The organism is Shimia sp. NS0008-38b (assembly GCF_040370365.1).
Taxonomy (GTDB): domain Bacteria; phylum Pseudomonadota; class Alphaproteobacteria; order Rhodobacterales; family Rhodobacteraceae; genus Shimia.
The window spans coordinates 493,021-511,102 of the sequence record NZ_BAABWQ010000003.1 but is presented as its reverse complement, the minus strand read 5'-3'; the positions used below and the strand labels follow the sequence as shown (position 1 = coordinate 511,102).

Here is an 18,082-nt window from a genome sequence, read left to right as displayed (position 1 = left end):
TGGGCTTAGAACTGTTTGAGATGAGGTTTGGCAGAGGTCGTCTGGCGCTGTCGGCTATGCCGGGTCTACACAACAGCTTGGCGCATGACCTCGCAGCCATAGTAACGTGGCGCGCAGATTTGGTAATCAGCCTTGTGGAGCAGGTGGAGTTGGCGTCTGCAGCGGCGGCAGATTTACCAGAGTTGTTGCATGAGGCTGGCGTGGCCTGGCAGCATTTCCCGATTCGGGACTATGACATTCCTGACGCTGCGGGCACAGTTTCATGGCAGGGTCTTTGCCAGCGCGCATTGGATATTTTGGGCGGCGGTGGACGTGTGTTGGTGCATTGCCGAGGCGGATGTGGACGGTCGGGCATGGTTGCGCTGAAACTGATGGTGGCGAGTGGCCTGCCCAGCGGCGAGGCGCTCTCGCGCCTGCGCGATGTGCGCCCCTGTGCTGTGGAAACCGATCCGCAGATGGTGTGGGCCACCGAGGGCCGGATTCACAAAGCTTAGTATGATACTGCGCGTTCCAACAAAAAAGACCGCAGGCGGTGCTGCGGTCTCTCATGATTTGGATCGTGTCTTGTCTTATCCGCCAATGGTCTGCAGATACGCGATCAGGTTTGCGCGGTCCGTGTCTTTCTTCAAACCTGAGAAAGACATCTTGGTGCCGGGTGCAAATTTCTTTGGGTTGGCCAAGAAACCGTTCAGGTTATCGGGAGACCAAACATCTGCGACTTCTTCGAGAGCGCCGGAGTAGTTAAAGCCAGCCACCGAATCTACGGCACGGTCTACAACACCAAACAGGTGTGGGCCTGTGCCATTCGCGCCGTCGTCGAGCTTGTGGCACGCCTTGCATTTGCCAAATACTTTTGCGCCTTTTGCAACGTCTGCGCTGGCGAGGAGCTCTTCAAGCGATGGTCCTTCTTCGACGTCAGAACCACCGTGGTCGTCGCCGCCTTCGACTTCAATCACATAAGCTTGTTGCGCATGGCCATCACCGTGACCGGAAGGGCCGGTGTGATAGAGAGTTTCGGCGGTCCAGCCGCCCAGCAGGAATACCAGAAGCGTACCGCAGAGGGCGCCTACTACCTTGGTCATTGTCATCGTGTCGAACATGCTACGTTTCCGTCTCGTGGCGTTTGCCGCGTATCTATCCGCTTCCCCTAAGAGAACGCAAGGTATAGTTACCGCGACCAAACGCCCCCCTTGGAGAAACTGTGCAGAAACTCTGCACAAATCGGGGAGAAAAGGGACAAAAATGACCGAATTGACCAATCGCATCGCGTTTCAGGGGGAAGCTGGCGCCTATTCTCATGAGGCGTGCCAGGCTGCACGTCCCAACATGGAGGCGATGCCATGTCGCACGTTTGAAGATGTGATTGCTGCGGTCAAAAGTGGCGAAGCGGATTTGGCCATGCTTCCGATCGAGAATTCGACCTATGGCCGCGTCGCTGATATTCATCGGTTGCTGCCTGAAAGTGGTTTGCACATTATTGATGAAGCTTTTGTACGCGTGCGGATCAGCCTATTGGGGCTGCCCGGCGTGCCGATGCAGGACATTGATACGGTCCGTGCGCATTTGGTGCTGCTGCCACAGTCTGCGGGATTTTTGAAAGCGCACAACATGAAGGCTTTTTCAGCCGTTGATAGCGCAGGCGCCGCGCGTGAGCTGTCCGAGAAAAAGCCGAGCAATGAAGGTGTTTTGGCCTCGGAGTTGGCAGCGGACATCTATGGGCTTCAGGTTCTCGCGCGAGATGTTGAGGATCATGGGCACAATACAACACGCTTTTTGATCATGTCACGTGATCCGGATCACACACGTCGAACCGATCGGAAAATGATCACGACCTTTGTCTTCGAAGTGCGTAATATCCCCGCTGCACTTTACAAAGCGATGGGCGGCTTTGCCACCAACGGCATCAATATGACCAAGCTAGAGAGCTACATGGTTGGCGGCAATTTCACGGCGACACGATTTTACGCTGACATTGAAGGCCATCCCGAGGACCGCGCCGTGCGATTGGCGATGGATGAGTTGCGATACTTCACCACCCATGTCTCGATCATTGGCGTATATCCTGCTGAACGCGACAGAATGGCGTGACCAGCCATGAAGCCTGTCGAATGCACAAAGGCGCCAAATTCGGCGCCTTTGTTCATTGAAGTAGCGGAAAGGAAAAAATGTTGCTCTACGCACGCCGTGTGTAGCGGTCTTCCAGATCTTTACGCAGGTTGACCATGCGTTTCTCGATGCGGCTGTTTAAGCTAGACTTCGCGAGCTTTAGTGACTGCAACAGCAACCGCGCCGACAGGCTTTTTGCGCGCATGCCGCTCCAGAATTGAATGCGCGTTTTTTTGCGCGAGAGGGCCACCAATTCGATTTTGATGTCGGTCTCAAGCCCTTGGAGCTTGGCCTCCATGTCGATCTCGTTTGGGGAATCAAATCCTTTAATTTCAAGGCGTACATCACGTTCTTTGCCTCGAAATATGAAGCCAATATCCCATTTTGCCCCCACACCGACACGTGGGAGGTTGTCGAGACGGGTGACTTCGGCACCGCGCCGCAATGCGGAGCGTTCATAGACTTCCACGTCCGTCAACATTTCAAAGGCTTGCTCTATTGGGACGTCAATGTCTTCTCTGCCTGTGAGTTCCATGGTGCCTCTGTCTGATAAAAACGGTAGATTTTGAAAGGGAAATTTTGACGCTATAGTCGCGTCATTCCAGACGGTCCGCAAGCCAGTTTCGCAATAGAAAATGCGCGATCGCACCTTTTCGAGCAGGTTTCAGAAAAGCGTGCTGCCCAGCGAAAACATCTAACATTTCTTCGCGGTTGACCCAAATGGCATCTTCTAGTTCGTGGGGATCAAGGGTGATTTCGTCTGTGAGAGCTTCGCCTGCACAGCCAAACATCAAAGAAGAGGGGAAAGGCCAAGGTTGGCTTGAGAGGTAGCTCACAGCGCCAACGCGAACACCGGCTTCTTCAAAAACTTCGCGTCTTACCGCGGCCTCCAGAGGTTCTCCAGGCTCAACAAATCCTGCGAGCAGTGAATACATGCCTTCAGGCCAACCGGGCGAACGTCCCATCAACACCTTATTGCCCATTGTAATGAGCATAATGACAACAGGGTCAGTGCGAGGAAAGTGGGGGGTGTGGCAAGCTGGACAATTGCGTTGCCAGCCTGACATGGCCATGCGGCTTTCTGCACCACAACTTGCACAGAACCGATGGGAGCGGTGCCAGCCATAAATGGCGCGCGCAGTGGCCGCGAGTTCCGCGTCGCGCGCAGACAGACGGGCCATGATGCCGCGCAACTCCACAAAAAGATGATCGGCTGGCAGAGAGGGGTGATGCTGCTGTGACGGGTCAAAGAATTGGGTGAGGCTTTCAGCATCTAGCGCCTCAGGTTCCCAAGCTGAGATGTCATGAGCAAACAAGCCGTGCCCATCGTTAGATAGGCCAAGAAAGATTGGCGGAACCGGTGGTTTTAGCGTGGTCTCAAACAATGCGTGGTCCATTGGAAGATGCGCGAGTTGATCCAACCCTGCCCCTCTGACAAGCGGTTTTCCCCGCCACATAACGATGCTGCGACTGCAGGACTGGGTCGCAAGAGTGGTGGCTTCGTTGCCTCGCAGTTCTGCTGCGCGATTGAGGTGTGACCCTCCGAAGGTTACGGTTTCTGCGTGTCTCATGATGGTCTCCTGCTTCCTACAGACGTCGCATTTTCGTGCGCTAGCTGCAATCCGGCTTTGAAACGTTTTAACTAGGCTGCAGCGTGAATTTATGGTGAGCCAAAGCGATTGTCGGTGAACGCGGTTTTCTTTCTTGAGAAGTTCATCCAGTCTGCCGCTTCTGACGAGTGCGCACATCGCGGGATAGTTTCTTTGATGATGCGTGACACCATGGGGTTGGTGCGGTTGAGCAGCAAGGGATGAGATGTGATTGAGCAAAGCGATGATCAGGTGACAAAGCGACAAGTTTCGCTGCGCCTTTTGGCAACGAGCGATGTTCACGCAACCTTGATGGACTATGATTATGCCAAAGATCACAGAACCTTAAATGGATCTTTGGCGCGGGCAGCTACCAAAATTGCGGAATTACGCGCAGATGGAAACGCAACGTTGTTGTTTGACAATGGGGACTTTCTGCAAGGCGCAGCGATTGCCGGTGGAGAAGGAGAGGCGCCGCCTATCGCTAAGAAAAATCCAGTGATCGCCGCCATGAACCATTTGGCCTACGACGCAGTTGGACTGGGAAATCATGAGTTCAACCTACCTGCGGAAGACTTGCAGGGCATTTTAAAACAAGCGAAATTTCCGATACTCTGTGCCAATTTGCACATCAGCACAGTGTCTGATTCTGCTGTTTACGATGCCCTTTGGCAGCCAAGTATTCTTTTGAGGGTGTCCAGTGAAGACCAGTTTGGGACCCCGCATAATCTTTGCGTTGGTGTGATCTCCGTTTTGCCACCACAGGTGGTCTCTTGGGACAAGTTACGTATCAAAGGCCGGTTGCGCGGCGAGGATATGAGTGTGGCTGTGCGTCGGCAGGTGACGCGTTTGCAACAACGGGGCGTCGATGTGATTGTGGTCTTGGCTCACAGTGGGATTTCCGAACATGAAGGACACGGTAGCGCCGAGAACGTGGCTTTGCGTTTGTCGGAACTTGATGGCGTGAGTGCCGTGGTCTGTGGGCACGTGCATCGGGTGTTTCCGGGGCCGTCTTATGCGTCGCAGAAGGGGATCGATCCAGAAAATGGTACTTTGAGTGGAAAGCCTGCGGTCATGCCAGGTGCACACGGATCTCATTTGGGGCAAATCGACCTGACTCTGGTCAAGCAGGCCGCAAGGTGGGAGGTCATAGACGCGCAATCCAAAGTGCACGCGCTTGGGGGAGTGGATCCCATACCAGAGGACGACGCCATGTGCGCTGTAGTCGAAAGCAGTCACGTCGCAACGATTGCCAGAATGCGCCGAAAGCTGGGACATCTGCCTTGGCCCGTGACAAGCTATTTCGCGATGGTGGAGGATGACCATGCGTCGCGGTTGGTGGCGGAAGCAAAAGTTGCTTTTGTACGGGAGGCAATTGCGGGCACCGCCTTCGCGGCCTACCCTGTGTTGGCTTCTGTCGCACCGCTGAAATGCGGGGGGCGTGCCGGTCCGGCGCACTACGTCGACGTGCCTTCTGGTGAAATGAGCGCGCGTGTGGTGGAAGACATTCAGCCCTATTCCAACCACATATGCTTGTATGACGTATCCGGGTCGCATGTTATGGAATGGTTGGAGAAAGGGTTTTCCGTTTACAACCAAATCCGTGTTGGTGTGCAGGGTCAATTTTTGCATGATCGTGACGCGCCGACGTACAACCGCGAAGCCATCTATGGTTTGTCCTATTTGGTCGATTTATCCCAGCCGGCGCGATACGGACTTGATGGGGAAGTCAGAAATCCGCAAGCGCGTCGTATTGCTGATATGACATGGCGAGGCGCGCCGGTTGCGCCTGATAAGCGATTTTTGTTGGCGACCAACGACTACCGTGGGGGCGGGGGCGGAAACTTTCCAATGATCCAAACCGCAGACGAAATTGATGTGGGCTCAGCAAGCGTGCGAGACATTTTGGAGCAGCACATTGCCAGAACAACAGCGGAACAAGAACAAAAACTGGACACGTGGAAAATGAAGTCGCTTGCCAACACAACGGCATTTTTTGAAACGGGCCCTGGTGCGGGGGCATATTTGAAGCGCGGCGGAATGCCAATTGACAGAATCGGGCCCGCGGTTGGTGGATTTGAGCGCTATCAGTTGCGGTTTTCTGAATTTGGGTGACGCAGTAAAGACCCAAAGTACCTAAGTGAGAATGCAGACCTCAACGCTTGCATCATACGACATGACAACATATATGCCGTCCTGAGAGGTTGGCGCGGGTAAGCGCCTCGCCAACCCGGTCAGATCCGGAAGGAAGCAGCCGTAACGAGCCCCGCTTGGGTCGTTGTCCAGCCTCTCACCTTTCTCCTTTAGCATGATCTTTTGGTGTGTGGGCACCAACCAGGCCAGCTGTTTCTGGGTTTCGTGCCATGTTCCAAACAGGGTCCGCAGGCGACGGGACAACCGAAGGACCCCGGGATATTCGCAGTCAAATGAAGATACTGGGGACTTTCACGGGTTGTTGAGGCATTGAGAACTTGAACATTGCCACCGGACGCCTTTAGCTTGTTAGATACACCAGCGGCGGTACACCGCGCAGGCCCAGGGGAAGCTAGATGAGCGAAAAAACCTTTAAAATTTCAGGTCCTATGTTTGATCGCCGTGGGGCACTACGCCTTATGGGAGGCAGTGCTCTGTCAATTGGTGCCGGACTTGGCAGTGGAATGGCCTTTGCCAATGAAGATCAAATCATTCGCTCCCATGGGTATTCGTTTTTTGGGGATTTGAAGTATCCAGCAGATTTTCCGCATTTCGATTATGTGAACCCCAATGCGCCAAAGGGGGGTGAGATCACTCTGAGTTCACGGGGCACCTTTGATGGGTTTAATCGCTTTGCTTGGCGGGGTAACCCCGAAACCGCCTCAGGGGTTGTTGCGGAGTCGATGTTTGCCGAGATGCCATGGGGCGGCGGCGCGCCAGCAGATTCGATCACCGATAGCTACTGCTTGATCGCCAAAGAAGTGGAATACCCCAAGAGCAAAGAGTGGTGTGTGTTCCACATGCGCGATGATGTTGTGTTCCGCGATGGTTCGCCGCTTCGAGCGCAGGATGCGGCTTTTACACACAACCTCTTCTTAGAACAGGGCATTCGGTCGTATGCGCGATCTGTGAGTGAGCGCATCACCGGAGTTGAGGTGATTGATGATCATACGTTGAAATACACATTTGCAGATGGCATCTCGCGCCGTTCCTTGATCGGCCAAGTCGGCGGGACGCCGATATTCTCGGAAGCTTGGTACCAAGAAACCGGTGAGCGGTTGGACGAGCCATCTGTGCTTTCGCCGATGGCATCAGGACCCTACCAAGTGGGTGACTATGAGTTCAATCGATATGTCGTTTACGAGAAGAACCCAAATTATTGGGGGTGGGACCACCCTGCGAATATTGGGCGCTTTAACTTCGACCGTGTGCGGATTGAGTATTTTAGCGATGCCACTGCGGAATTCGAAGCTTTTAAGGCTGGCGAGTTCACTTTCCGTACCGAAGGCTCCACCAAACGTTGGGCAACAGGGTATGATTTCCCGGGAATTGACAATGGGACCGTCAAAAAAGTTGCATTGCCAAGTGGCACGGCTCCCAACAATAGCGGTGTGATATTCAACACGCTGCGCGCGCCTTTGGACAATCGCGATGTGCGCCATGCGCTATCACTGGCGTTCAACTTTGAATGGACGCGTGAGTCCCTTCAGTACGAGTTGACCACGCAGCGAAACTCTTTTGTTGAAGGGCAGGATTGGGAAGCCAAGGGGGTACCAGAAGGTGCGGAGTTGGCACTTCTTGAATCTCTTGGTGAGATTGTACCTCAGGAGATGCTCACAGAGTCAGCGGTCATGCCGCACAGCTCTAACCCTTCCAATCCGATTGACCGCCGCAGCAAGCGCGCCGCGCTAAAACTGTTTGAAAAAGCGGGATGGACCGTGAACGACGAAGGTCAAATGGTTGATGGATCTGGTGCACAGATGTCGCTGGACTTCCTTGTGATCTCGAGTTGGGACGAAACACGCCAAGCAACGATTGGGGCCTACGTGAAGACGTTGGCAAATTGGGGCATTAAGGTGAAGGCCGACAAGGTGGATAGCGCGCAAGGGCAACAACGGTTTCTAGACAAAGACTATGACCTGATCCACACCCGCATTCTGACGTTTACCTCCGCGGGGACTGGGTTGAAGCAGTTGTTTGGTTCCAAGACCGCGGAAGTGTCTTCGTACAATCCTTCCGCACTGCGCAGCCCGATGGTGGATGCGATCATAGATGCAGCCTTGGCCACGACGTCGCGGGAAGACGAAGTCGTGGCGCTTACGGCTTTGGACCGCGCGCTACGGTATGAGCGCGTGATCGCCCATGCAGGCTATGTGCCGGAAACTTGGGTGTCATATTTTGATATGTTTGAACGACCAGAAGAGTTGCCGCCCTATTCCGTGGGTGTGTTGGATTTCTGGTGGTATAACAAAGAGAAACACGAGGCGTTGATCGCCTCTGGCGCTCTGAGGAAGTAAGCATTGGGCGCCTATATACTTCGACGACTGCTTCTGGTGATCCCAACGTTGCTTGGGGTCATGATCATCAACTTCACACTTGTACAGTTTGTCCCGGGTGGGCCAGTAGAACAGGTCATTGCACAAATGCAGGGCGAGGGAGACGTATTCTCCGGTTTTGCAGGTGGCAATGAAGATGTTGGAGGGGAAGAGACCTTTGGTTCCGACAGTGAATATTTGGGCGCGCGCGGGCTGCCCAAGGAATTCATTGAAGAACTGGAAAAAGAGTTCGGCTTTGACAAACCACCGCTTGAGCGTTTCCTGAGCATGATGGGCAACTATATGCGGCTTGATTTTGGGGAGAGCTATTTCCGCAAAATCAGCGTAGTGGATTTGGTGCTGGAAAAGATGCCGGTGTCCATCACGTTAGGACTTTGGGCCACGTTGCTCGCCTATGCGGTGTCCATTCCCCTTGGTATTCGCAAGGCGGTGAAAGATGGCACACCTTTTGACACATGGACCTCTGGCGCGATCATTGTTGGCTATGCGATCCCCGGATTTCTGTTTGCGATTATGTTGCTGGTTTTGTTTGCGGGCGGATCGTATTGGAAGATCTTTCCCTTGCGCGGATTGACGTCCGATGGGTTTGAAGATCTGACTCTGATTGGCAAAATACTGGACTACATGTGGCACATCGCTTTGCCTGTGGCTGCGTCGACAATTTCTGCATTTGCGACCCTCACTTTGCTGACCAAAAACAGCTTTTTGGATGAGATCAAGAAACACTATGTGATGACCGCGCGGGCCAAGGGCCTGACCGAAAAGCGTGTGCTATACGGTCACGTCTTCCGCAACGCCATGCTCATTGTGATTGCGGGCTTTCCAGCGATGTTTATTGGCGTGTTCTTTGGTCAATCAGTTTTGATCGAGACCATCTTCTCGCTTGATGGTTTGGGCAGACTCGGTTTCGAGGCGGCCGTTGCACGAGACTACCCAGTGATCTTTGGAACGCTTTTTGTTTTTGGCTTGATAAGCCTCGTAGTGGGAATCCTGTCAGACCTTATGTATGTGCTGGTTGACCCGCGCATTGACTTTGAGAAGAGGGAAGGCTGATGGCATTGTCCCCTCTGAACCAGCGCCGGTGGAGCAATTTTAAGCGCAACCGTCGCGCCTTCTGGTCGCTGATCATTTTCTGTGTGGCCTTTGGGGTGTCGCTGTTTGCGGAACTTCTTGCAAACGACAAACCGATCTTGGTGAACTATCGCGGCGACTACTTCACGCCGATTTTAAATTTCTATCCTGAGACCACCTTTGGTGGGGACTTCAAAACCGAAGCTGATTACACCGACCCTGTGGTGGAATGTTTGATCACCACAGGTGGGGTCGAAGAGTGCTTTGACTCTCCTGAAGACATAATCACAGAGGTTGATGCGGGAAGCTATGCGGCTGACGGATTTGACAAAGGTTGGACCCTTTGGCCGTTGATCCCCTACAGCTTTGACACACCCGTGGACCGTGCTGGCGCTGCACCATTGCCACCCAATGCGCAGAACTGGCTGGGCACGGATGACCGAAAACGCGATGTGGTGGCGCGGGTGATCTATGGCTTCCGACTGTCGATCGTTTTCACATTGGTTGTGACCACTGCGGCAAGCCTTATCGGGATATTTGCCGGTGCTGTTCAGGGCTTTTTTGGTGGCTGGTTGGACTTAGTTTTCCAGAGGGTGATCGAGATTTGGGGCGCCACACCTAGCCTATATATCATCATCATTATGTTCGCGATTTTGGGACGCAGTTTCTGGCTTCTTGTGCTGCTGACAGTGTTGTTCAGCTGGACGGCATTGGTGGGCGTGGTGCGGGCGGAGTTCCTGCGGGCGCGGAACTTAGAATATGTGCGTGCGGCACGGGCGCTGGGTGTCAGCAACCGGGTGATCATGTTCCGCCACATGCTGCCCAATGCGATGGTGGCGACGGTGACCATGCTGCCGTTCATTGTAACAGGCTCAATCAGCACGCTCGCAGGGTTGGATTTCTTGGGCTTCGGCCTGCCGTCTTCGGCACCAAGTTTGGGCGAACTGACCTTGCAGGCCAAACAGAACCTTCAAGCGCCGTGGCTCGGTTTCACCGCGTTTTTCACTTTTGCGATCATGCTGTCGCTGTTGGTGTTTATCTTTGAGGGCGTGCGGGACGCTTTCGATCCGAGGAAGACCTTTTCATGAGCATTCTGAACGTCAAAGACCTGCGGGTGGCTTTCCGCCAAGACGGGCAGCTTCATGAGGCCGTGAAAGGCGTGAGCTTCTCCTTGGATCGCGGGGAAACCGTCGCCTTGGTGGGAGAGTCTGGCTCCGGCAAGTCGGTGTCAGCCTTGTCGACAGTGTCGTTGTTGCCTGAAAGTGCTGAAGTGTCGGGTTCTGTGACATACGATGGTCAAGAGATGGTGGGCGCCTCAGACAAACTTCTGCGCAAGGTGCGTGGCAACGACATCAGCTTTATTTTTCAGGAGCCGATGACATCTCTTAACCCGTTGCACACGATCGATAAGCAGCTGGGAGAGAGTTTGGCGTTGCACCAAGGCGTGGCGGGCGACAATGCGCGGGCGCGGATATTGGATTTGCTCAACAAAGTAGGGCTGCGCGATGCGGAGCAGCGGCTGACAGCCTATCCGCATGAACTGTCTGGCGGGCAACGACAGAGGGTAATGATCGCCATGGCGCTGGCAAATAAGCCGGACATCTTGATCGCGGATGAACCGACGACAGCGTTGGATGTGACCATTCAGGCGCAGATTTTGGAATTGCTGGCAGACTTGAAGAAATCCGAAGGCATGGGGTTGTTGTTCATCACCCATGACTTGGGCGTTGTACGGCGGATTGCGGATCGTGTTTGCGTTATGAAAGACGGTGAAATCGTCGAGGCCGGACCCGTTGCCGAGATTTTTGACAATCCTCAGCATCCTTACACGCAGTTGTTGCTAAGCGCGCGCGCAGTGGGCGTGCCGGAGCCAGTGTCTGCGGATGCGGAAGTGATTGCAGAGACGGAAAATCTGCGTGTCTGGTTCCCGATTCAGCGTGGATTGCTCAAACGAACCGTTGGTCATGTGAAGGCGGTGAACGACACGAGCCTGACAGTGCGTGCCGGTGAAACGTTGGGTGTGGTTGGTGAGAGTGGCTCCGGTAAGACCACGCTTGCGTTGGCAATGATGCGGCTTATTTCCAGCGAAGGTAGGATCGGCTTTGTTGGCCAAGATGTGCGGCAGTGGAACACGCGCGAACTGCGCAAGCTACGAAAAGACATGCAAATTGTGTTCCAAGATCCGTTTGGCAGCCTGAGCCCGCGCATGACGTGTGAGCAGATTATTGCAGAAGGTCTGGGGGTTCATGGCAATCCTGATGGGAGAGACACACGCACGTTGGTTGGAGAGGTCATGGAGGAAGTTGGGCTCGATCCGGCATCGATGGACCGCTATCCACATGAGTTTTCTGGTGGTCAACGACAACGGATCGCGATTGCGCGTGCGATGATTTTGAGACCCAAATTGGTGGTGTTGGACGAACCGACGTCGGCATTGGACATGACGGTACAAGTGCAGATTGTAGAGCTGTTGCGTGATCTACAGAGCAAATACGGGTTGGCCTATTTGTTCATCAGTCACGATTTGCATGTGGTACGGGCCATGAGCCACAAGATTATGGTGATGAAGGCGGGAGATGTGGTGGAACACGGGTCATCGGAGAGTTTGTTTACCAATCCTCAGACGGACTACACCCGTGAACTCTTGGCTGCCGCGCCCGGACCATAGAGATGTACGAAATTACGGGCGCAAAGCCGCAAGACGCAGCGCGGCTTGCGGACATACGTGTGGCTGCCATGCGTGACAGCCTTGAGGCAGTGGGGCGGTTCGATCCTGTTCGTGCGCGGCATCGGCTTCTAGATAGTTTTGTCGCTGAAGACACCAAGCTTTTGTGGCGTGGTGAGTATTTGGCTGGATTCTTTGTGGTGCGCAATGTCTTGGAGTGTCTGTACCTTGATCACTTGTATGTCGCCCCAAACTTCCAAAGTAGAGGAGCTGGGCGGTTTGTCGTGACTCTGGTGCAAGAGACCGCCGCGCTTGCGGGTAAACCAGTGCGGCTTGTTGCGCTCAATGGCAGCCCGGCAAATGGGTTCTATCAAGCATGTGGTTTTCGCGAGACCGATAAAGATACGCTCGACACCCACTATGAGTGGGTGTCGAAAGCTATCTAGTTGCTCGCTATATCGCGGCGCTATGTTGCGCTTTGCTCATGTCGTAGGCGTCAAACGCGCGGGCGATCATACGGGTCAGTGGGCGTGCATTTTGTGGAATCAGAAGGATGTCGCCTTCGTGGATCAACACATCGGGGAACTGCGCTGTGACCTCTGAGATCATCTCGTCAAACCGTGCACGTGGGATGTCGAAACGCTCGGTAATTTCTAAGGCGTTGACACGGAAGTCACACATGAGAGCCTCAATGATACGCCCGCGTATAAGGTCTTCATTTCGGAACTTGTGGCCACGTGAAGTGGAAAAGCTCCCGTTGCGGATGGCGGCTGTGTGAGCTGAAGTGGCCGGTGCGTTTTGCGCGTAGCCTTGAGGAAAGCGGGCGATTGAGGACGCGCCAACTGCGAGCAAAACATCCGCCGTGTCGTCGGTGTATCCTTGGAAATTTCGGCGCAGGGTGCCGTTGCGTTGTGCCACGGATAGGCCATCAGTTTTTGTGGCAAAATGATCGATGCCGATTTCGTCGTAGTCATCCCAGAGGAACAATTTGCGTGCGGTTTCAAAGAGCCGCAGGCGTTCTTGGGGCGTCGGTAGCGCATCTGACGGAATCATTTGCTGACGTTTGGCCATCCAAGGTACGTGTGCATAGCCATAAAGTGCGACCCGATCAGGTGACAGCGACAACAGTTTTTGCACACTTTCTGTGATGCGCGCTTGGGTTTGGTGCGGCAGTCCGAAAAGAATATCGGCATTTACGCTTTGCACGCCATGTGCCCGGATCATATCAACGGCGTCTCGGGTTATGTCATAACCTTGGATGCGGCCGATGGTTTGTTGGATTTCGTTGTCAAAATCCTGCACTCCGATAGAGGCGCGGTTCATGCCGGCCTTGGCCAACACGGCCAGGCGGGCTTCGTCGATTTCGTTGGGGTCGATTTCGACAGAGAATTCACTGGTCGACGCCATCGGTGCCACATCAAATATGGCTCCTGCGAGATCTTCCATCATGGCAGGGCTAAGCAATGTTGGCGTGCCGCCTCCCCAATGGAGACGAGACAGTGAGACACCTTCTGGCAAACTGGCCTTAAGAATTTTTAGTTCAGCTTTCAGTGTTTCGACATATGCGGCGACCGGCGACAACGTAGAGGTGCCCTGAGTACGGCACGCACAGAACCAACATAAGCGGCGACAAAATGGCACATGCACGTAAAGCGAGACCTGTGCGCCCACCGGAATCGCTTCGATCCAGGCCTGATAGGTCTGTGGAGTGACGTCGTTGTTGAAGTGCGGTGCTGTGGGGTAGCTGGTGTACCGCGGCACCTTTGCGTCGAACAGTCCCAGCTTCGCCAATTGTTTTTCCGTTTCCATAGGCGTAGCTATAGAGGGCGGTTCAAGGCCTTCCCTTGACCCAGATCAAGTCGATGAGCGAGCCAGATCATGAATGAAATCGTCAACCTGTCCATGGGATGTGACAATTGCCCGATAAAACATCGAGCCGTTTGTGCGCGCTGTGATGCAGATGAGTTAGAGCAATTAGATGCGATAAAGTTCTATCGAAGCTTTGAGGCTGGACAAACGGTGATCTGGTCCGGCGATCGGATGGAATTTGTGGGGTCGGTTGTTTCGGGAATCGCGTCTCTAACGCAAACGATGGAAGATGGTAGAACCCAGATGGTTGGCTTGTTGTTACCAAGCGATTTTATGGGCCGCCCTGGGCGTGACTCTGCGAGCTACGACGTTGTGGCTACAACAGATCTCGTCATGTGTTGCTTCCGCCGCAAGCCTTTTGAGAAGCTTATGAACGAGACGCCACATGTGGCACAACGCTTGCTTGAAATGACGCTGGATGAATTGGACGCTGCGCGCGAGTGGATGTTGGTCTTGGGGCGCAAAACGGCAAGGGAGAAGATCGCCAGTCTATTGGCGATCATCGGACGTCGTGACGCGTCGTTGAATTTAGGGCGAACAGCGGACGCGATGGTGTTCGATCTGCCACTGACCCGTGAAGCCATGGCCGACTACCTTGGGTTGACTTTGGAAACTGTGAGCCGTCAGATTTCTGCCCTCAAGCGGGATGGCGTGATTGTATTGGAAGGCAAGCGTCATGTGACGGTGCCAAACTTTCAACGCTTGTTGGACGAGGCGGGCGACGACAGCGACGGCGGTATGATGGCGTAGTCCAACGCGTTACCACTATATATTTGCTGTATGAGAGGTGGACGCCGTTTTGAATCGGTTTGTTTTCTGTCGTTTGCGTGCAGCCTCAGTGTGCCAGGAACACTGGGATTGTTGCGTGTTCCAACATGTTGCGTGTTGCGCCGCCGAGAATGGCTTCTCGGAAGCGCGAATGGCCGTAAGCTCCCATCACAAGCATATCGATGTCGGCGTCTGCGGCATGCCGGAGCAGCACATCTGACACACGAGGTTGGGTTTTGGATAGCACGTCCACCTCAACCTTCACGCCATGGCGAGACAGAAACTGCGACAAAAGACCCCCGGGATCAGACCGGTTTGGCCCATGGGTGGGGGGATCAATAACGACCACGTGCACGACATCGGCTGCTTTTAGGAATGGCAGTGCGGCACGGGTCGCAACCAAGGCTTCTGCACTTTCGTTCCAACCAATGGAGATCTTTTTTGGTGATGTCATCGGGGTCGATGTGTCAGGAACCATCAGCACCGGAGCCTGCCCCTCAAAAATCGCCGCCTCCAATGTGGGTTCAAGTTCGGTCCCTCGGTCCTTGCCGTAGGGTTTCGGCAAGATCACAAGATCTGAAAATCGTGCGCGTGCCGCCACGTGCCGACCCAAATCAGCGATCTGAGCCACCCCCTTGTCACATCCCCACTGAATACCCGCGTTTCGCAATGCGGCCTCCGCTTTGGAGTGGATAGCATCAGCTTCTTCATGGGCGCGATTGAGCATTTCCTGCATCAAAAGGGCGTCCGCACCTGCGTAAAAATATCCCGTTTGGGACCGATCCACGCCTAGGGCAAGGACGTCCAAATGCGCATCTCTGGATGCAGCAAGTGAAATACCTTGCTGTAAAGGCACGTTCGAGAGCTCGGAGTCCGTAAGGATGCACAGCAAAGATTTGTAGTCCATTGTCATCTACCCGTGGTAAGAAAAGGTATAAATTTGATGCGACTTTAAACTGTAGCGTTTTTGTAGCCACATGACTTGAAACTGATAAAGACTCAGATCTTCCCCAAATTCCTTGATGCAGATCAAGGCGGCTTCTTCGCTGCAACAGCAAAACACGGGTTGTCTAAATCCGCTTAAAGCCTGGAAGAATCAGGCGAAGCCAGACGAAGGGACGCGAAATGGTAAACTACTTCAAGCTGATCGCGCTTGGCCTCATCACATTTTTTGCGATGATCGCGGCCAACTACGCGCGTGATTTGGCTTATATGGTACACGCCCTGATTATCACGGGCGTGTCCTTTGGGCTTTTTATTTGGGTGCTGCGTAATACCGGCACCAAGGTTTTGCCTGCACCGCAGGATGAATATATGGACGATGTGATCCGGTATGGGGTCATCGCCACCGCTTTCTGGGGCGTTGTTGGATTTCTCGCGGGTGTATTCATCGCGTTTCAACTGGCCTTTCCGGTTCTTAATTTTGAATGGGCCGATGGGTACGCCAATTTTGGCCGTTTACGCCCGTTGCATACATCCGCAGTTATATTTGCCTTCGGTGGAAACGCGTTGATCGCCACTTCGTTCTATGTGGTGCAGCGTACGAGCGCAGCGCGCCTTTGGGGCGGCAATCTCGCGTGGTTTGTTTTCTGGGGCTATCAACTGTTCATTGTGTTGGCGGCAACGGGTTACCTGTTGGGCGGAACACAGTCCAAAGAATACGCCGAGCCTGAATGGTATGTAGATTTGTGGCTGACACTTGTTTGGGTGGCCTATCTGGGCGTGTTTTTGGGCACGATCATCAAGCGGAAAGAGCCACATATATATGTGGCAAACTGGTTCTTCCTTGCGTTCATTGTCACCGTGGCAATGCTGCATGTGGTGAACAACCTGACCATTCCGGTCTCGATCTGGGGTTCGAAATCCGTGATCGTTTGGGCTGGGGTACAAGATGCAATGGTGCAGTGGTGGTACGGCCATAATGCGGTGGGTTTCTTTCTGACGGCGGGTTTCTTGGGGATGATGTACTACTTCATCCCGAAACAAGCAGAGCGCCCGGTGTTTTCCTACAAGCTGTCGATCATTCACTTTTGGGCGTTGATCTTTTTGTATATCTGGGCCGGTCCGCACCACCTGCACTACACCGCGCTGCCTGACTGGGCTTCAACCTTGGGCATGGTGTTCTCCGTGGTGCTGTGGATGCCCAGCTGGGGTGGTATGATCAACGGACTGATGACGCTTTCTGGCGCGTGGGACAAGTTGCGTACCGACCCGGTGATCCGCATGATGGTGATCTCAGTTGGCTTTTACGGCATGTCGACGTTCGAAGGTCCAATGATGTCAATCCGCGCTGTGAACTCGCTGAGCCATTACACTGACTGGACCATTGGTCACGTGCACTCTGGTGCATTGGGCTGGAACGGTATGATCACATTTGGTGCGCTGTATTATCTGACACCGGTTTTGTGGAAACGCGAGCGCCTGTACTCGCTGCAGCTTGTCAGTTGGCACTTCTGGCTCGCCACCATTGGAATCGTGCTCTACGCCGCATCCATGTGGGTGACTGGTATCATGGAAGGCCTGATGTGGCGCGAAGTGGATGCCAACGGCTTCTTGGTGAATTCCTTTGCCGACACTGTGGCAGCGAAATTCCCGATGTACGTGGTGCGTGGGCTTGGAGGACTGATGTTCCTGCTTGGGTCCCTCATCATGTGCTACAATCTGTGGATGACTGTGCGTAGGGCACCGGCCAAAGAGGCCAGCCTGACCGTCGCAGTTCCGGCTGAATAAGGAGGGCCGGCAGCTATGGCTATTCTCGACAAACACAAAATCCTCGAGACCAACGCGACCCTCCTGCTGATCTGCAGTTTTCTGGTCGTAACAATTGGCGGCATTGTGCAGATTGCACCGCTGTTCTGGCTCGAAAACACCATCGAAGACGTGGAGGGTATGCGCCCCTATACACCATTGGAACTTACTGGTCGTGAGATCTATGTCAGGGAAGGGTGTTACGTGTGCCACAGCCAAATGATCCGCCCAATGCGGGACGAGGTTGAGCGTTATGGTCACTACTCTTTGGCAGCGGAATCTAAGTATGATCGACCGTTTCAGTGGGGATCCAAGCGAACGGGGCCTGACCTCGCTCGGGTTGGTGGTCGCTATTCTGACGATTGGCATGTTGATCATTTGCGTGATCCGCAAGCTGTCGTGCCGGAGACGGTGATGCCGAAGTATGGCTTCCTTGAAAAGAAGCGGATCGACGGCAGATACATCGGAGAGGTGATGGCCACGCAAGCGATACTTGGTGTGCCCTATACCGACGATATGGTGGCAAATGCGCAGGCGGATTTCGCGGCGCAGGCCAATCCTGACAGTGACTACGATGGGCTTTTGGAGCGTTACGGCGAAGACAGCGTGAATGTGCGCAACTTTGACGGACACGCCGAAGTTACAGAAATGGATGCGCTGGTTGCGTATTTGCAAATGTTAGGCACGTTGGTCGATTTCTCGACCTTCACGCCTGATGCATCGCGGTAAAGGGAGGA

At 54.0% G+C, this 18,082-nt stretch carries 16 protein-coding genes and 1 other RNA gene; 12 read left to right on the top strand and 5 right to left on the bottom strand.

All coding sequences use genetic code 11. The annotated features are described in order from the left end of the window. Positions 1-20 precede the first annotated feature (20 nt). A complete protein-coding gene (locus ABWV47_RS14570; protein WP_353313050.1) occupies positions 21-494 on the top strand; it encodes a phosphatase domain-containing protein in 474 nt (157 codons plus the stop codon). A 75-nt stretch (positions 495-569) separates the two neighbouring features. Here ABWV47_RS14570 and ABWV47_RS14565 read toward each other — a convergent pair whose 3' ends face one another. Then, entirely contained in the window at positions 570-1,100 is a 531-nt protein-coding gene (locus ABWV47_RS14565; protein WP_353313048.1) for a c-type cytochrome, read from the bottom strand. 151 nt (positions 1,101-1,251) lie between these two features. Here ABWV47_RS14565 and ABWV47_RS14560 point away from each other — a divergent pair, with 151 nt between their 5' ends. Then, on the top strand, positions 1,252-2,088 hold the full coding sequence (locus ABWV47_RS14560; RefSeq protein ID WP_353313894.1) for a prephenate dehydratase: 837 nt from the start codon (positions 1,252-1,254) through the stop codon (positions 2,086-2,088). 85 nt (positions 2,089-2,173) lie between these two features. On the opposite strand, the gene ABWV47_RS14555 is transcribed toward ABWV47_RS14560, so the two are convergent. Together ABWV47_RS14555 and nudC are read right to left on the bottom strand one after the other, a co-directional pair. Then, positions 2,174-2,641, bottom strand: coding sequence for an SRPBCC family protein (locus ABWV47_RS14555; protein WP_353313046.1), 468 nt, complete (start codon positions 2,639-2,641; stop codon positions 2,174-2,176). Positions 2,642-2,702: 61 nt separating this feature from the next. Further along, positions 2,703-3,677: an NAD(+) diphosphatase gene (nudC, locus tag ABWV47_RS14550; protein ID WP_353313044.1), complete on the bottom strand. Its 975-nt coding sequence runs from the start codon at positions 3,675-3,677 to the stop codon at positions 2,703-2,705. 246 nt (positions 3,678-3,923) lie between these two features. On the opposite strand from nudC, the gene ABWV47_RS14545 reads away from it, so the two are divergent. The 7 genes from ABWV47_RS14545 (at position 3,924) to ABWV47_RS14515 (ending at position 12,406) form a co-directional block, all read left to right on the top strand. Beyond that, the gene (locus tag ABWV47_RS14545; protein WP_353313042.1) at positions 3,924-5,810 is read left to right on the top strand and encodes a bifunctional 2',3'-cyclic-nucleotide 2'-phosphodiesterase/3'-nucleotidase; all 1,887 of its coding nucleotides are present in this window, start codon (positions 3,924-3,926) and stop codon (positions 5,808-5,810) included. Positions 5,811-5,892: 82 nt separating this feature from the next. Further along, positions 5,893-5,991: signal recognition particle sRNA small type (gene ffs, locus ABWV47_RS14540), an RNA gene on the top strand. Positions 5,992-6,244: 253 nt separating this feature from the next. Then, on the top strand, positions 6,245-8,185 hold the full coding sequence (locus ABWV47_RS14535; protein WP_353313040.1) for an extracellular solute-binding protein: 1,941 nt from the start codon (positions 6,245-6,247) through the stop codon (positions 8,183-8,185). Positions 8,186-8,188: 3 nt separating this feature from the next. Beyond that, a complete protein-coding gene (locus tag ABWV47_RS14530) occupies positions 8,189-9,277 on the top strand; it encodes a microcin C ABC transporter permease YejB (RefSeq protein ID WP_353313038.1) in 1,089 nt (362 codons plus the stop codon). After that, positions 9,277-10,383: an ABC transporter permease gene (locus tag ABWV47_RS14525; RefSeq protein ID WP_353313036.1), complete on the top strand. Its 1,107-nt coding sequence runs from the start codon at positions 9,277-9,279 to the stop codon at positions 10,381-10,383. The genes ABWV47_RS14530 and ABWV47_RS14525 overlap by 1 nt, the downstream gene beginning before the upstream one ends. Then, a complete protein-coding gene (locus ABWV47_RS14520; protein WP_353313034.1) occupies positions 10,380-11,963 on the top strand; it encodes an ABC transporter ATP-binding protein in 1,584 nt (527 codons plus the stop codon). The genes ABWV47_RS14525 and ABWV47_RS14520 overlap by 4 nt, the downstream gene beginning before the upstream one ends. A gap of 2 nt (positions 11,964-11,965) precedes the next feature. Further along, positions 11,966-12,406, top strand: coding sequence for a GNAT family N-acetyltransferase (locus ABWV47_RS14515; protein WP_353313032.1), 441 nt, complete (start codon positions 11,966-11,968; stop codon positions 12,404-12,406). Between the two features lie 7 nt (positions 12,407-12,413). Here the strand turns inward: ABWV47_RS14515 and hemN are convergent, their stop codons facing one another. Continuing rightward, positions 12,414-13,769 (bottom strand): oxygen-independent coproporphyrinogen III oxidase, encoded by a 1,356-nt coding sequence (hemN, locus tag ABWV47_RS14510; protein ID WP_353313031.1) that lies wholly within the window; start codon positions 13,767-13,769, stop codon positions 12,414-12,416. 69 nt (positions 13,770-13,838) lie between these two features. Between hemN and fnrL the strand changes: the two genes are divergently transcribed. Then, positions 13,839-14,579: a transcriptional regulator FnrL gene (gene fnrL / locus ABWV47_RS14505; protein ID WP_353313029.1), complete on the top strand. Its 741-nt coding sequence runs from the start codon at positions 13,839-13,841 to the stop codon at positions 14,577-14,579. 85 nt (positions 14,580-14,664) lie between these two features. On the opposite strand, the gene ABWV47_RS14500 is transcribed toward fnrL, so the two are convergent. Continuing rightward, positions 14,665-15,504 carry a universal stress protein gene (locus ABWV47_RS14500; protein WP_353313892.1) on the bottom strand — a complete coding sequence of 280 codons (840 nt, stop codon included), beginning with the start codon at positions 15,502-15,504 and terminating at the stop codon, positions 14,665-14,667. A 218-nt stretch (positions 15,505-15,722) separates the two neighbouring features. Here ABWV47_RS14500 and ccoN point away from each other — a divergent pair, with 218 nt between their 5' ends. Together ccoN and ccoO are read left to right on the top strand one after the other, a co-directional pair. Beyond that, positions 15,723-17,327, top strand: a complete 1,605-nt coding sequence (ccoN, locus tag ABWV47_RS14495) for a cytochrome-c oxidase, cbb3-type subunit I (protein ID WP_353313027.1) — start codon at positions 15,723-15,725, stop codon at positions 17,325-17,327. Between the two features lie 15 nt (positions 17,328-17,342). Next, on the top strand, positions 17,343-18,074 hold the full coding sequence (ccoO, locus tag ABWV47_RS14490) for a cytochrome-c oxidase, cbb3-type subunit II (RefSeq protein ID WP_353313025.1): 732 nt from the start codon (positions 17,343-17,345) through the stop codon (positions 18,072-18,074). Positions 18,075-18,082: the final 8 nt, after the last annotated feature.

Coding starts and splice junctions, on each gene's coding strand:
- ABWV47_RS14570 (WP_353313050.1), top strand. CDS start 21: ATGAGGTTTGGCAGAGGTCGTCTGGCGCTGTCGGCTATGCCGGGTCTA.
- ABWV47_RS14565 (WP_353313048.1), bottom strand. CDS start 1,100: ATGTTCGACACGATGACAATGACCAAGGTAGTAGGCGCCCTCTGCGGT.
- ABWV47_RS14555 (WP_353313046.1), bottom strand. CDS start 2,641: ATGGAACTCACAGGCAGAGAAGACATTGACGTCCCAATAGAGCAAGCC.
- nudC (WP_353313044.1), bottom strand. CDS start 3,677: ATGAGACACGCAGAAACCGTAACCTTCGGAGGGTCACACCTCAATCGC.
- ABWV47_RS14535 (WP_353313040.1), top strand. CDS start 6,245: ATGAGCGAAAAAACCTTTAAAATTTCAGGTCCTATGTTTGATCGCCGT.
- ABWV47_RS14525 (WP_353313036.1), top strand. CDS start 9,277: ATGGCATTGTCCCCTCTGAACCAGCGCCGGTGGAGCAATTTTAAGCGC.
- ABWV47_RS14520 (WP_353313034.1), top strand. CDS start 10,380: ATGAGCATTCTGAACGTCAAAGACCTGCGGGTGGCTTTCCGCCAAGAC.
- ABWV47_RS14515 (WP_353313032.1), top strand. CDS start 11,966: ATGTACGAAATTACGGGCGCAAAGCCGCAAGACGCAGCGCGGCTTGCG.
- hemN (WP_353313031.1), bottom strand. CDS start 13,769: ATGGAAACGGAAAAACAATTGGCGAAGCTGGGACTGTTCGACGCAAAG.
- fnrL (WP_353313029.1), top strand. CDS start 13,839: ATGAATGAAATCGTCAACCTGTCCATGGGATGTGACAATTGCCCGATA.
- ABWV47_RS14500 (WP_353313892.1), bottom strand. CDS start 15,504: ATGGACTACAAATCTTTGCTGTGCATCCTTACGGACTCCGAGCTCTCG.
- ccoN (WP_353313027.1), top strand. CDS start 15,723: ATGGTAAACTACTTCAAGCTGATCGCGCTTGGCCTCATCACATTTTTT.
- ccoO (WP_353313025.1), top strand. CDS start 17,343: ATGGCTATTCTCGACAAACACAAAATCCTCGAGACCAACGCGACCCTC.